Annotated in this window: 9 protein-coding genes; 3 read left to right on the forward strand and 6 right to left on the reverse strand. The window is 45.9% G+C overall.

The annotated features are described in order from the left end of the window. Positions 1–34 precede the first annotated feature (34 nt). Entirely contained in the window at positions 35–895 is an 861-nt protein-coding gene (locus tag ACQEXT_RS00920) for a mechanosensitive ion channel family protein (RefSeq protein WP_426950205.1), read from the forward strand. 253 nt (positions 896–1148) lie between these two features. Beyond that, entirely contained in the window at positions 1149–3185 is a 2037-nt protein-coding gene (locus tag ACQEXT_RS00925) for an EAL domain-containing protein (RefSeq protein ID WP_426950207.1), read from the forward strand. Positions 3186–3251: 66 nt separating this feature from the next. Here ACQEXT_RS00925 and ACQEXT_RS00930 read toward each other — a convergent pair whose 3' ends face one another. Next, entirely contained in the window at positions 3252–3593 is a 342-nt protein-coding gene (locus ACQEXT_RS00930; protein ID WP_426950208.1) for an ArsR/SmtB family transcription factor, read from the reverse strand. Between the two features lie 165 nt (positions 3594–3758). Between ACQEXT_RS00930 and ACQEXT_RS00935 the strand changes: the two genes are divergently transcribed. Further along, a complete protein-coding gene (locus ACQEXT_RS00935; RefSeq protein WP_426950210.1) occupies positions 3759–6509 on the forward strand; it encodes a M16 family metallopeptidase in 2751 nt (916 codons plus the stop codon). Between the two features lie 32 nt (positions 6510–6541). Here ACQEXT_RS00935 and ACQEXT_RS00940 read toward each other — a convergent pair whose 3' ends face one another. The 5 genes from ACQEXT_RS00940 to ACQEXT_RS00960 all read right to left on the reverse strand — a co-directional run bounded on the left by ACQEXT_RS00940 (position 6542) and on the right by ACQEXT_RS00960 (position 14202). Continuing rightward, entirely contained in the window at positions 6542–7159 is a 618-nt protein-coding gene (locus ACQEXT_RS00940; RefSeq protein ID WP_138972599.1) for an esterase/lipase family protein, read from the reverse strand. Between the two features lie 151 nt (positions 7160–7310). Then, positions 7311–8099 (reverse strand): PhzF family phenazine biosynthesis protein, encoded by a 789-nt coding sequence (locus ACQEXT_RS00945; protein WP_138972598.1) that lies wholly within the window; start codon positions 8097–8099, stop codon positions 7311–7313. A 159-nt stretch (positions 8100–8258) separates the two neighbouring features. Further along, complete coding sequence (locus tag ACQEXT_RS00950; protein WP_426950212.1) at positions 8259–11108, reverse strand: FAD-binding and (Fe-S)-binding domain-containing protein; 2850 nt, start codon at positions 11106–11108, stop codon at positions 8259–8261. A 100-nt stretch (positions 11109–11208) separates the two neighbouring features. Beyond that, positions 11209–12348, reverse strand: coding sequence for an FMN-dependent L-lactate dehydrogenase LldD (lldD, locus tag ACQEXT_RS00955; RefSeq protein WP_331427282.1), 1140 nt, complete (start codon positions 12346–12348; stop codon positions 11209–11211). 162 nt (positions 12349–12510) lie between these two features. Continuing rightward, positions 12511–14202 (reverse strand): L-lactate permease, encoded by a 1692-nt coding sequence (locus ACQEXT_RS00960; protein ID WP_426950213.1) that lies wholly within the window; start codon positions 14200–14202, stop codon positions 12511–12513. Between the last annotated feature and the right edge of the window lie 36 nt (positions 14203–14238).

A 14238-nucleotide genomic window follows, 5' to 3' on the forward strand; every position in this document is an offset into this window, starting at 1 on the left:
CCCCTTTTTAACCATTACCAAGCAGGAGCAGAGCGTGGAGAAAGTACAAGCAGTCATCGATTTTCTTCTAACTCACAAATTGATGTTTACCGTGTTGATCATTGTGATGATCTCACTGGGTCGTCGGCTAATATTGTCACGGATACGTGGTGAGGTAGCCTTTGTGACAGAGAAACAGCGCAACTGGATGTCACGTACGAAAAACGGGTCATTCATCGTACTGGTCATGTTGCTGTTTATACTCTGGCAGTCGGAAATCAATGAATTTGCGCTCTCAGTCACCGCAATTGCTGTTGCGATAGTTGTGGCATCTAAAGAGATCATTCTCTGCTTCACTGGGTCAATTCAACGAGCCAGTTCGCGTTCATTTCGTATTGGTGATTGGATAGAAGTGGGTAAGATCTGTGGTGAGGTAATTGAGCACAACATGATGGCGACGGTGATTCAAGAGATTGACCTCTATCATGGTCAGTATCACTACACAGGTAAAACGGCGACCTTACCTAACAGTATGTTCTTTACCTATCCGGTGAAAAACCTCAATTTTATGAAGCGCTATGTCTACCATGACTTCTCTATCGTCGTGCCAGATTTTGTGAATCTGTTTCCTCTTGTCCCTGAGATCTTGGCTAAAATTGATGAGCGTATTCACTACTTTAGCGAAGTTGCCAAACGTTATAACTCAATGATCGAAAAGCACGCAGGCGTTGATCTGCCAGGCTCAGAGCCGCATATTCATATCAATAGTGGCAGCACGGGTGAGCAAATCGTCCACTTTATGCTTTTCTGCCCAACGGATAAGGCGACGCATCTGGAACAAGAGATTAGGGCGGATTTTATGGCGCTTTATGAACAACGTTTTCCGTGCAATAAAAACGCACAGCAATCGGACTAAATAGCATCAGCTTTGCTCGTTATGTGATTGGTATGATTGCAATTGGTTGTCGTGTCGATAGATAACCTAGTTCGAGTTTTGTCGGAAAAGGGAGTATGGTGCGCGCAATTGCCTATATGAGCTCGGTAGTCTATTCGGAGCTTTGTGCGCAGCTTACGGATACAAAAAATTTCATTAAGGAAAATGCTGCGTCAGGCAATGGATGCGCACCAAGTGCGTAAATTCTTTAATCTATTGGCTATTAATTTCCTTAATGAAAACCTCTTTTCTCTATCGCGTTTTTACCCGATTTTCGGAAAACGCTTATCTGAACGGCTTATGTAATGTCTTTGTGATGTTGCTGCCGGTTTCGCTGCTTTCTGCCTTTGCTATGCTCATTAGTAGTGGTCTGGCGGAGCTTGGTTTTCAATCCCAAGCAAACTATCTGATGTTTATTAGCAAACTTGTGTGGAAGCTCTTTCCAATACTCCTGCTAATTTACTATTCATTTTTTTTAGCGCGTTTACATAACATCTCGCGTACCAATGTTATTACGCCTTCGCTGCTGATCTACGTCATCCTATCTAATGAGTGGGGATTACTTCATACCGGTTCGATTCTACCGGATAACTACCCGCTGGCGATCATTACGCCTCTACTCGTGGCTTTGACGGTAAAGCATTTGACCCGACGAAGAGTCTACATGGAGTCTGACTTACCGAATGTCGTCGATCAGTCGATCAACTTGATATTTGGCACGGTTTTGATTGTGGCCCTCTATGTTTCACTGGGGCATTACCTTGGTGGTGCATTTTATTCAATGTCTTGTGTGAAGGAGCTGGTTCCTACCATTGGTGTTGACTCGTTGCTTGGTGGTCTATGGTATGAGTTAGTACGAAATCTGTTGTGGACAATAGGTATTAACGGCCACATCTTACTCGCGGGTTACAAACAAGAATTGTATCAACTCTCAGTAGATAGCTTCACTATGTATCAAATCATGGGAGAGGAACTGCCTATTCTGACCAGCAGTTTCTACGATATCTATGCGGGAATCGGTGGAGCAGGCAATACGCTTAGCTTAGTGTTATGTATGTTGTTGTTCACTAAAAACAAAGGCTATCGCACCTTAGCTGGCGCGACGTTAATTCTGAGTATTTTTAATATCAATGAGCCTGTGTTGTTTGGCTTGCCTGTGATATTTAATCCCGTTCTCATCATTCCGTTTTTGATCACACCACTGGTGGCTATTCTAGTTGCTTACACCGCGACATGGATTGGGTTGGTCGCTCCGGTGTCGCAATTTGTTAGCTGGATGACGCCAACCTTGTTTAGTGGCTATCTGGCGACGGATGGCAGCATCAGTGGTGCCATCCTTCAATTTGTCATCATAGTCATCGGCATGATGATTTATCTGCCATTTTTTAAGCAGATGGATCGAGTGTTGGGCAGTCATGCGGTGTTCTCAAAGGGTTCCTCGGATGAGTTTTTCAACTATCAAGAAGTGGGGAATAGCGGTGGTGTGATAGGTTTACTGCCTCATATGAGTGGCAACCTTCTAGCACAAAAGCAGATTAGTGATTTGCAACACGATGGCGAATTTGTTTTGTTCTATCAACCACAGATCGACAATAGCAAACACTGTGTCTCTTCTCTTGAGGTGCTGATTCGACACCGAAGCAAAGATGGCACGATAACGCCACCGACTTTTCTCGCCAGTTTCGCTACATTGGGACTGACCTCAGAGTTAGATCTATGGGTTATCCGAAGAGCGTTAAAAGAGGTTGCACCGCTGGCATCCAATAAGACATTCAAGATTTCGATCAACGTCTCTCCAGAAACGTTTCTTGTGCCTAATTTTGCTGAAATAGTGATTGAGCTAATCGAGAATAGCTCCTTGAACTATGAGCAAATTGAACTGGAGATCACTGAGGAACTGCTGATTCAAGATGAGCAGCGAACTTGGAGTGTTTTCACACAGTTGAGAGAGAAAGGCATTAGAATCGCGCTTGATGACTTTGGTTCTGGTTATTCCTCTATTGGTCACTTATGCAAGTATGAATTTGATAAGGTGAAAATTGATCGTTCATTAGTCATCAACTTAAAGCACAAAAACGGTCGAGAGATGTTCCGTTTAACCAGTGAGCTCGTGCGTATTACTGGAGCAGAAATTGTCGTCGAAGGTGTGGAAACACAAGAGGAGTTGGATTTTGTAACTCAACAAGGGATTGCGCTCATTCAGGGTTACTATTTCTACCAGCCAATGCCGTTTGAACAAGTTTGCCAGCAAGTGGTGATCTGCAATCACTGATGTTAGCCTTTACGAAAGGAGCCCTTATGGCTCCTTTGATTTTTTGTGCTATTTCCATCGCAACCGTTAACTAAATACCATACCAAACAGACCAGAGAACTGCGCTAGCTCTGCTTTATTGACGCGATAGCAAACTTTGGGTGGGATAGATTGAGCTGTGATGAAATTTGCCTGCTTCAGGATGCGCAAGTGTTCAGACACGGTTGATTGTGCCAATCCAAGCTCAGACACCAAATCACTATTCAGGCATCCGCCCAGCTTTTCGAGATTAAGTAGAATCTTCACTATTCTTACGCGCGCAGGGTGGGAGAGTGCCTTTGCTTGTGCGGCGAGTTTGAGTTCCTGTGCCATCTCTTGTTCAGTAGATTTGAAAGCTTGCGCATTGACTTGAGTGCATGAATTAGGCATCTGGACACACTTAAATAGTTAATCGTCGAATTGCGATAAATAATACGCACCTTATCTCAAATCTGCAACTCCATCAGAATATTACATTATTGAGAACGAATTATTTAATATTTCCATTTGCTTAGGATATATTTGGGCTGATTTTAATAATAATGAAGTATGGCTATGAGAATAATATTTTTTGCCCTAGTACTTTTGCTTGTCGGTTGTAGTCAACCTAAAGTTGAGGTTCCAATACAACAAGATCCTCAATGGACAAGCGGACAGCTAGAAAACGGTGTTCGTTTCCACTTATATCCGATGGACGATGAATCTGTGTCGATTCGCATGTTTGTCCATGCGGGTTCAGCTCAAGAGACTGTTCAACAAAAAGGCTACGCGCACTTTTTGGAACACATGGCGTTCAATGGTTCGAAAAACTTCAGCACCAATGACATTGTTAAACTATTTGAAAAGACAGGTTTAACCTTTGGCGCCGATATGAACGCTTATACTTCTTACTATGAGACGGTGTATGAGCTTGACCTACCTGACAATAAAGAGATCGAAACCGCGGTGATGTGGATGCGAGACATCGCGGATGGTTTGTCGCTTTCTCCAAATGAAGTGGAGAAAGAGAAAGGCGTTATTCAAGGTGAGATTCGTCGTTCTAGCCCAGAGCATAAATCTCTGGAAGGTAAGTATTACGATTTTCTAGTCAAGGGAACTCAACTGGATAACATCGATCCAGTTGGAAATCAGCAGTCAGTCGACGGTGCAACACCAGAGTCGATCCGAGCCTTCTACCAGACTTGGTATCAGCCTCAGTCTACTGAAATCATCCTGACAGGTGATATTGAGCTTGAGCAAGCCAAAGCATTGCTGGATAAGTACTTTGGTTCTTGGCAGCAAACGTCAAGCGCTAAACTACAAAGCAAGCAACATACCGAGCTGGTATTACGTGACTTCACCACTGAGGTTGGCGAATTTGATGCTCCAAGCATGAGCCTATTGGTTGAGCGTGGTCCAGCGAGCATCCGTCATCGTGGTCAACTGCATGAACAGTGGCTGGATGAAGTTGCACTACAGCTAGTTTGGAACCGCCTCGATGCTAAGTTCACTGAGCAGGCGGCACCCTTACAAAGTCTCTACTCATCGCCTTATTACCTGAATGAACGACGCTATGCGTTGCTTTCAGTGAGTTTCTCAGCACCGGACAGAGAGCAAGCACAGGCGTTGTTTAGTCAAACTCTCGCATCACTGCGAGACCACGGTGTCAGTGCGCAAGAAGTCGAAAGGGTGATGGCTTCGTTTAATCAACTCGCGACTAATGTTGATCATCATTGGCAACAGCAGTCTCCAGTCGACTTCGCTAGTCAAATGGTTAATGTCATTTCACTCGGTGAGTCGACTCAGTCAAAGCAGGACTATAAGCAAAGCTTAGATGAGTTTATCCAGCTAGCTTCGATTGAGCAGATCAATAAGACGCTGAAAGATTTGCTGGCGCAGGACTTTGCTATTGTACTTGGTGCCGATGACACCGCTGCGATTCCTGCACTTGAAAAACAGCTGCCAGAACTACGTAAGCAAGTTAAGCAACCGGGAGTTAAACCCCTTGCTTTAGCGACATCGGTATCACAACTGGCTCAGCCTCAATCAAGCGGTACGATTGCAAATAAACAAATCACAGATACGGGCTTTACCGTTTGGACTCTATCCAATGGGGTTGAGGTGTGGTTTGAACAAGACGCCAATGCCGGTGACAACGTTCAGTTTATTTACGCAAGTGAAGGCGGCACTGCGGCACTCGATCCGAGTTTATACGCAGCATCAGAGTTAGCAGTGGCTGCGATCTCACGCAGTGGTGTTGGTGAGTTTACTGGCTCCCAGTTTGATGCTTACCTTGGTCGTAACACGATTGAAGTCTATCCATTCATTGGGTTCAGTCATCATGGTATTGAGATAGCCTCACCGAGAGCAAAACTTGCTGATGCGTTTAATGTCATGTTCAACATTGTAACCAACGCTAAAGTAGACAAGCGTCAGGTAGAAACCGTCGCTCGAGAAAGACTAGAGGAACTCAAGTCATACTTAGAGACACCTGTTGGTCAGTGGAATAAATCGATCAACGGTAACGCTTACTTAGCGGATAGTCGCCATCGTATGATCACCGCTCCTCAGCTCGCAATGGTGACAGACGTTGAAGTGCAGAAAGTCTATGAGCAGCTCTATGACTTTAATCGAAATAACAAGCTGGTGGTGATTGGTGATATTCAAGCGGAGGAGCTAGAGCCACTGCTGACTCATTTCATCGGTTCTATTCCTCTTCAGGATGCGCCACAAAGCTTTTATGCCGCTGGCTATCAATTGCAACCAAAGCCGCGTATTGATTTACCGTTAAATAATGAGCAAAACAGTTTCTATCTGTTGCGAGCAACCAACCCAAGTACGGTTGCGAGTAGTGTACGCACGGCATTTATCGATGACATGATCCAACGTCAGTTGTCAAAGCAACTGACCAGCTATGTTAGGGAAGAGCTCAGCCTCGATTATGCGCCAGATGCGTACAGTGTTTCTCAAGACAGGGAACCAAGTACCGATTGGTTTATTGAGGCTCAGGTCGCTCCGAAAGATATCAAAAAGATCGATCAAGCGATAGATAAGGTGATAGATGACATGGTGCAGGGAATCAGTCAGCAAGACTTAGATCTGGTGGCGAAGCAGCTGTCCGTAGCGTTACAACCCCTAGATAATGATCCTGTGCAAAGACTCTGGTTCTATACCCGTTATCTTATCCATGGCTATGGGATAGAGGCATTGACCGATGTTGATGCGATGACGAAGTCTATCACTAAGTCAGAGTTTGAACAGAGGGTTAGCCAGGCCTTCGGTGAAGAGAGTATCAAGACTAAGTACACCCTAACACCGAAACCCTAGCCACAGAAAAGCAGCGAGTCATCGCTGCTTTTTTAATGGATAAACGCATTGTTCGCAATGAAATGATGAATTTGCTGCGGAACCAATGAGGTGTAGATTAGGCTGGTATGACTGCTGCGAATCTCTACATGGTCGGTCATACCTTCTATCTTGGTCTCATCGACGGTGACCGTTCCATCAGACATCATTTTATTATCCATCATCAGTAATGATCGCGCGCCAAGTGGCAGTGTTCCGGCGATGCATCCCAGTTTTTGTGGTTGATTCCACGTTCCTTCGTGTTGTGCCAACCCAAATGATGGTGAGTTTCCGAGGATGGCACTCATCCCCAGTTCTTGAATGCGAGTTACAATGGATGCGCCTTGCATCGGAGAGCCAATGGTGACGACATGTGACACCTGCTGTTGATCAAGTTGGCGAGCTTGTAGGTAGTGCTTAATGATAAGTCCACCTAGACTGTGCCCGACCAGAATATTGGGCATTTGCGTTGAAAGGGCATTATCGATAGCGTTAAAGACTTTATTCTCGTCAATCGCAACAGTGTTGTAAGAGAGAATTTTGGTGCGATAGCCTAAATCACGTAAGCGGTGACTCAAGGGCTGCATGACCATACCATGCATATACAGGCCATGTAAGATGATGATTTTCATAGAACTCCCTGTTACGAGATGTGCTAGATAATCTAACCATTTTCGACCAAGAAAAGCACCTAAAAAATATCAGATTGTGTAAGTATGTGGGGTTGGACGTTGAGATAAATACTGGCAGCTAATTGCGCATTAGCTGCCATAGATCGAAATACTACGAGAAAATCTTTCCGTGAGAGTAAAGGACCGCATAGCCTGACACAATGACCCGATCATCTTCCACATGGCAGTATAAGATCCCCCCTCGTTTAGATGCTTGGTAAGCTTTGAGATTAGGTTTTGCCAATCGTTCAGCCCAAAGTGGTGCCAATCCAGCGTGTATGGAACCCGTAACCGGGTCTTCATCTCCTCCATTGGCAGGCCAGAAATAGCGGGAAACAAAATCGTACTCATCTCCGGGAGCGGTTGCGACCACATCGTAGGGAGCCAATTGTTTTAGGTAGTGACTATTGGTTTTGAGATTAATGACGTCTTGTTCATTATCATAGATCGCGAAGTATGCTTGTTGATTTCGTAGGATCTCTGTTGGTGTGATCGAGAGCCCTTCAAGAAGTAGAGAAGGAATCTCTTCTGCGCTAGGCGTGAGTAGAGGAAAAGCCATGCAGATACGACCTGTTAGATCACGATCGACGACGAGCTGGCCGACAGAGGCCGTTTCAAAACGCAGGATTTCACCTGCATTAAAATGATTGAATAACACATAGGCTGTAGCGAGTGTAGCGTGGCCACAAAAATCCACTTCACACAGTGGAGAAAACCAACGAATTTCGTAGTGGTCTTGTGCAATTTGCTTAGTGAAGGCAGTTTCAGAAAGATTATTCTCAGCGGCGATTTTCTGCATTAGCTCTGTATTTGGCCATTCACCAACGGGAACCACAGCAGCAGGATTCCCACTGTATTTTGTTTGCGTGAAAGCATCACATACAAAAATTTCATACTCCATCAACTACTCCTTATTGTCGGCTGATAGGTTCAAAATCGAATTTGATTATGAACCTATCGCTGCCTCTAAGTCTGTGTAACAGTGTAGAGTTGAGAGTAAGATCTAAGTGAATACTACTGAAGTTTCATTCATTATTGTTAAGTTATGTCTAAGCTCTGTTTATTGGGGAGAACTTACCTCATCCACTAAATAGAGTATTGACTGATATGCGATACCACTATGGTGGGACAAACCAATCTCACAGGTTCGACTGTTACTAAATCCACGTTGACACCCCTTTGGAACTTGCGCCTTAAGCGGATGAACCGCCGCTTGATTCAGCTCAGGAGTGGTAAAGCCCTTATCACCAGCCCAACCACAGCAAGATATATGCTCAGGGACGACCACATCGGAAACGCATGTTTTAGCCAGCGTGATCATGTCATTCTCTAACCCCATACGGCGAGAGCTGCACGTGACATGCAACATGACGGTTTCCTGCTTAGGCGTAATGGTGAGGTGGTCCAATAAGTACTTAGTGACGAAGCCCGTTGGCTCTAAGACTTCCAGTGGTTTTGTGAAATGCTCAATACTGCGTTTTGCGCACGGACTGGTATCCATAAGTACTGGGTATTCACCTTCCAAGCTGGCTTTCCAAAGCGCATTCTCAAGTTGCTGCACTTTATTGCGTGCAATGTCGTTCATCCCTTTGCTGTCATAAGGCATACCACAACACTGGTCATTGAGTGATTCTGGGATAATCACTTCAAAACCTGCTTTCTTTATAAGTGACAATGTCACCTCTGTTAGTGAACGCTGATCAGCTGCATCACTTTGCTGGCCCATCGTGCGTGATGCGCAGGAGGGTAGGTAGACCACTTTCTTATCCGAACGAACCAGCAGTTCCATCGCTTTATTGATGTTATGTTGATTGGCTTGTGGAGTTTCAGGCAGCCAAACAGGGGTTTTATTGTTGGCTAGCTTACGGACACCGTTGGTTAGGCTTGCCACGCCACTTTCTCCAATTACCTTTACAGCAATTTGATTTGCCTTTAAAGATGCTCGGGTTAGCGCCGTTGTGGTCGCAAAATGATCGGCTGTCCACTTAGCGATAGGGTTGAACTTGTTATATTTTGCTGTGCGTAGTTGTTTGACTAAGTCGCCAGTGTTAATCCCTACTGGACAGCGGTCAGCGCATAAACCTGTGGCTGCACATGTATCAATCCCCTGATATTCAAATATCTGTTCCAACTCTGTGGCGGCGGTGTCTTCTCCAACAGCACGTCGTTGCTGCAATTCGCGATAGAGAACAATTCGTTGGCGAGGGGATAGAGTTAGCGTACGTGATGGACAGACGGGTTCACAAAAACCACATTCAATACAGCGATCGACGAGTGGATCAGCGGCAGGCATCGGTTTGAGATTTTCAATGTGTGACTGAGGATTATCATTAATGATGACGCCAGGATTAAGCAATCCTTGAGGATCGAAAAGTGCTTTGATCTTTTGCATCAATTGATAACCAGCTTTGCCCCATTCCAGCTCGACATAGGGAGCCATGTTTCGACCAGTGCCATGTTCCGCTTTGAGAGAACCCTGGTATTTGACAGCGACTAACTCAGCCACATCATCCATGAAATTTCCATAGCGCTTGATCTCTTGTTGAGAATCAAAGCCTTGGGTAAAGACGAAGTGGAGGTTTCCCTCTAGCGCATGCCCGAATATGATCGCTTCACTGTAGGCATATTTATCAAACAGCGCTTGCAGGTCTCGTACGCCGTTTGCAAGGTTTTCGACTGGGAAAGCAACATCTTCAATAACAACGGTGGTTCCTACCTCTCGCACAGCACCAACTGCTGGGAACATACCTTTACGGATCCCCCATAGCGTAGCAACCGTCTTTGGATCGAGGGTGAATGGTACCGATTCAATGATGTGGTAATCGGATAGAGAATCCATAATTTGTTGGCATTGAGTATCAATGTCCGCTTGGTTACTGGCATGGGTTTCAACCAGTATCGCCGCCGCCTCAAGATCAAGGTGTTGGATAAACTCTGGCATACCAGATTTGTCTGCCACTGAGCGCAATGCTCGACCATCCATCAATTCAACCGCAGCGACAGGTGTGTGTGATAGCGTCGTGACAGCCTGACAGGCCTCTTCTATATCAGCAAACACCAACAGAGACGACGCTTTAAACTCATGTTCAATGACCGTGTTGTAAGTGATCTCTGCAATAAAGCCCAACGTACCTTCAGAACCGATCATTAAGTGCTCTAGCACCTCAATAGGGTCGTGAAAGTCGACTAAGGCATTCAGAGCATATCCCGTGGTGTTCTTTAAGCGGTATTTGTGCGTGATAAGTTCACGCAACTCTTGGTTGTGATGCGTTTCTTCAACCAGTTGACGCAGACCTTGAATGATATCCGGGCGGGTCGCATGAAACGCACTGATGCTCTCTTTGCACGAGGTATCAAGCAGTGTGCCATCACTAAACACCACTTTAATGGAATCGATGGTACGGTAAGAGTTTTGTGCGGTACCGCAACACATACCACTCGCATTATTTGCCGCAATACCACCAATTTTGCAGGTATTGATTGACGCAGGATCAGGGCCAATTTTGCGCTTGAAAGGAGCGAGGTATCTGTTTGCATCTGCACCGATAACACCCGGTTGGAGCAAGATTTTATTGCCATTATCAATGATCTTATGCCCACGCCAATCATCCGTTAAGGTGATCAGTACAGAGTCAGAGACGGCTTGACCAGATAAGCTGGTGCCAGCGGCACGAAAGGTAAAATGAATGTTCATTTCACGGCAGCACTGAATGGTATAAATCACTTCATCGAGTGTTTTTAGGCGTAATACGATGCGTGGAACAAGGCGATAAAAACTGGCATCAGTACCGTAAGCGAGACGTTTAGCGTGTTGAGTAATGATGCGTTTTGGATCAATTTCAACCGCTAGCAGAGATTCTAACTGTTGATATAGGCCATCGCTATCAGACGGGTGAGTTTGGTTTGACATGTTGGCTTCCTTGTACATGCTGATGTCAATATTGTTGTTTTCTTTTCAGCAGGTTAAAGGTGCCACAGACAAAGGATTTTGGCTATGACACCTATCGTCATTATTTGATGTTGACCAATGAATCGCGACTGAGATCCTGAATGCTTTTGGCTCCAGTCAGAGTCATTGCGACGCGCATCTCTTTCTCGTACAGATCAAGTAGGTTTTCAACACCCGCTTGACCTTGTGCAGCTAGTGCATAGACAAAAGAGCGACCAAGCAATGTACAATCCGCGCCGAGTGCCAACATACGGACGACATCAAGACCTGTTCGTATACCCGAATCCACAAAGATTTTCAGGTCACCTTTAACCGCATCTGCGATGGTCGGCAAGGCTTTCGCGGTAGAGAGAACACCATCTAACTGACGACCACCATGGTTAGATACAACAATCCCATCGGCACCAAACGTCACCGCATCCTTAGCATCTTGTTCATCGAGAATCCCTTTAATCACCATCGGACCATCCCAAAAATCTCGAATCCACTCTAAATCTTTCCAACAGATTGACGGATCGAAGTTGTCACCAAGCCAGCCAATATAATCTTCAAGTTTGGTTGGTTCACCACGGTAGGTAGAGATGTTGCCAAGATCGTGCGGTTTGCCCAATAAGCCGACATCAAATGCCCAGCTAGGGTGGCGCATTGCCTGAAAAACACGACGCGCCGCTGCATTTGGACCACTCATACCCGAGTGCATGTCACGGTAGCGTGCCCCTGGAACTGGCATATCAACCGTAAATACTAACGTCGTTACACCAGCGGCTTTGGCACGCTCTAGTACGTTTTTCATAAAGCCGCGATCTTTTAGTACATACAGCTGGAACCACATCGGACGTTGAATTGCTGGGGCAACTTCTTCGATAGGGCACACCGAGACTGTCGACATGGTAAATGGGATACCTTTGTTGGCTGCGGCTTTTGCTGCCTGAACTTCACCGCGACGTGCATACATCCCCGTCAGACCAACAGGAGCAAGGGCAATTGGCAAGGCTAATTTCTCGCCAAAAATTTCGGTATCGAGACTTAGGTCAGACATATTATTGAGTACACGCTGCTTTAACGCTATATCAGCAAGATCTTCGGTATTCTTGCGTAGGGTGTGTTCGCCATAAGAACCGCCATCAATATAATGGAAAAGAAACGGAGGCAGCTTGGATTTCGCAGCAGCACGATAGTCAGTTGAGGCAGAGATAATCATAAAGTCATTCCTATTAATCTTGTTGCAGCACCCTTTCTCTGAAGGGTTAGTGTGGTCGACATCTAAGTAAGGTGGCGTTAATACTCGTGAATTTGCTAGCGTTTTCACACTGGCAGGGGTCTTGTCAGGGAGAGTTGAGTATTAACGCCTTAGATCAATGAGTTAGTGCATTAGTGCATCAGTGATACGTAGGCCATATATGGCGACAAGACCAATGATGCCTGTGACAACTAAATAATAAATGGTTGGGAGAATCGTCTTACGCAATGTGGCGCCCTCGCGCCCGAGCAAACCCACGGTGGCAGAAGCCGCGACGACGTTGTGAATAGCAATCATGTTACCCGCTGCGGCGCCGACAGCTTGAAGTGCAACGACAACCGCACTAGAGATAGTCAAGGTTTGGGCTACTTCAAACTGAAACTGGCTAAACATCATGTTGGAGACGGTATTTGAGCCTGCGATAAAGGCACCAAGAGCCCCCACAGTCGCACTTAATGCTGGGAAAGCATCACCAACTAGACCCGCCGCAAAATTAGCAGTGGTGACGGGCATACTCGCTAAATCCGCGCCATTGACACCTGAGTTGATGAAGATACGCACCATAGGAATAGTGAATACAAGCACGAAACCCGCACCGATAAGGGTCTTACTTGATTCACCGAAGGCTTTAGCAAGCGGAGCCGCATTGCGTGATTGGAGTAATACTGCAATGAGGGCAACGAATACTAAGATACCGCCGGGTAGATAAAGTGGCTGAATCGCTGTGCTTACCCCAGTCTCACCAAGAATATTACTAAATGAGAGGTTGACAGAAACGAGCAGTGCTTTGAAGTCTGCGCTAACACGGCTTGCCACTAAAATCACCGCGAGCAGAACATAAGGTAGCCAAGCTAGCGCTATGCTCATTGGTTTTGCTGTGTTCTCTTTTAGATCCATCTTCAGTGAACCTAGCCATTCAGCCGGCCATTTTGCTTCTTCTTCAAAATCCCATGTGGTTTTTGGAACTAAGAAGCCACGCTTTGCTGCGGAAACCACAATGGCAAGGCCCACCAAGCCACCAATAAGGGAAGGGAATTCTGCACCAAGGAAAACTCCTGTTAACGCGTATGGTACGGTAAACGAGAGACCGGCAAAGATAGCAAACGGCAAGATATCAAGGCCTTCACTCCAACGACGGTTTTTACCAAAGAAGCGCGTTAGCATCACCGCCATCAGAACAGGCATCAAGGTACCCACTCCCGCATGAATTAATGCCACGCTTGAGGTGATTTGTTGTAAATAAGCATCCCAAGTCGAGCCATTTGCTAGCAGCGCTTGGCTAATGTTGTGCGTATCTAGGCCTTTATTCACGCCTACGATAATTGGTGTTCCCACTGCACCAAAAGAGACAGGTGTCGATTGAATCATCATGCCCATTAACACCGCAGCAAGAGCAGGGAAGCCAATTGCGACAAGTAATGGCGCAGCGATGGCGGCTGGAGTACCAAACCCTGAAGCGCCCTCAATAAAAGAACCAAAGCACCAAGCAATGATGATGGCTTGTACACGGCGGTCTGGAGATATATTGGTGAAACCGTTACGAATCGTTGAAATTGCGCCCGTATGTTTCAGCGTGTTTAGCAAGAATATTGCACCAAACACGATCCATAGAACGGAGACGGTGATACCCAGCCCTTGAAGTACAGAGGCGAGTACACGTGTGGTGGTCATGTCCCATGCGAAAAGCGCAATGACGACAGTTAGACCAAATGCCACGGGCATGGCGCGTTTTGCAGGCCAGTTGAGGCCCACCAGTAAAATGGCTGCCACCACAATTGGTGAGAAAGCCACGAGAGCTAGTATTGTTTCACTCATTGGTACGTCCTTTACATTCTCAATAAGGGCCTTCGC

This window comes from Vibrio sp. TRT 29B02 (genome assembly GCF_050113655.1).
Lineage (GTDB): Bacteria > Pseudomonadota > Gammaproteobacteria > Enterobacterales > Vibrionaceae > Vibrio.

Bases quoted from the DNA above. Each gene is read 5' to 3' on its own strand.
- ACQEXT_RS00935 (WP_426950210.1), top strand. From the start codon at position 3,759: ATGAGAATAATATTTTTTGCCCTAGTACTTTTGCTTGTCGGTTGTAGT.
- ACQEXT_RS00945 (WP_138972598.1), bottom strand. From the start codon at position 8,099: ATGGAGTATGAAATTTTTGTATGTGATGCTTTCACGCAAACAAAATAC.
- ACQEXT_RS00930 (WP_426950208.1), bottom strand. From the start codon at position 3,593: ATGCCTAATTCATGCACTCAAGTCAATGCGCAAGCTTTCAAATCTACT.
- ACQEXT_RS00960 (WP_426950213.1), bottom strand. From the start codon at position 14,202: ATGAGTGAAACAATACTAGCTCTCGTGGCTTTCTCACCAATTGTGGTG.
- ACQEXT_RS00925 (WP_426950207.1), top strand. From the start codon at position 1,149: ATGAAAACCTCTTTTCTCTATCGCGTTTTTACCCGATTTTCGGAAAAC.
- ACQEXT_RS00940 (WP_138972599.1), bottom strand. From the start codon at position 7,159: ATGAAAATCATCATCTTACATGGCCTGTATATGCATGGTATGGTCATG.
- ACQEXT_RS00950 (WP_426950212.1), bottom strand. From the start codon at position 11,108: ATGTCAAACCAAACTCACCCGTCTGATAGCGATGGCCTATATCAACAG.
- lldD (WP_331427282.1), bottom strand. From the start codon at position 12,348: ATGATTATCTCTGCCTCAACTGACTATCGTGCTGCTGCGAAATCCAAG.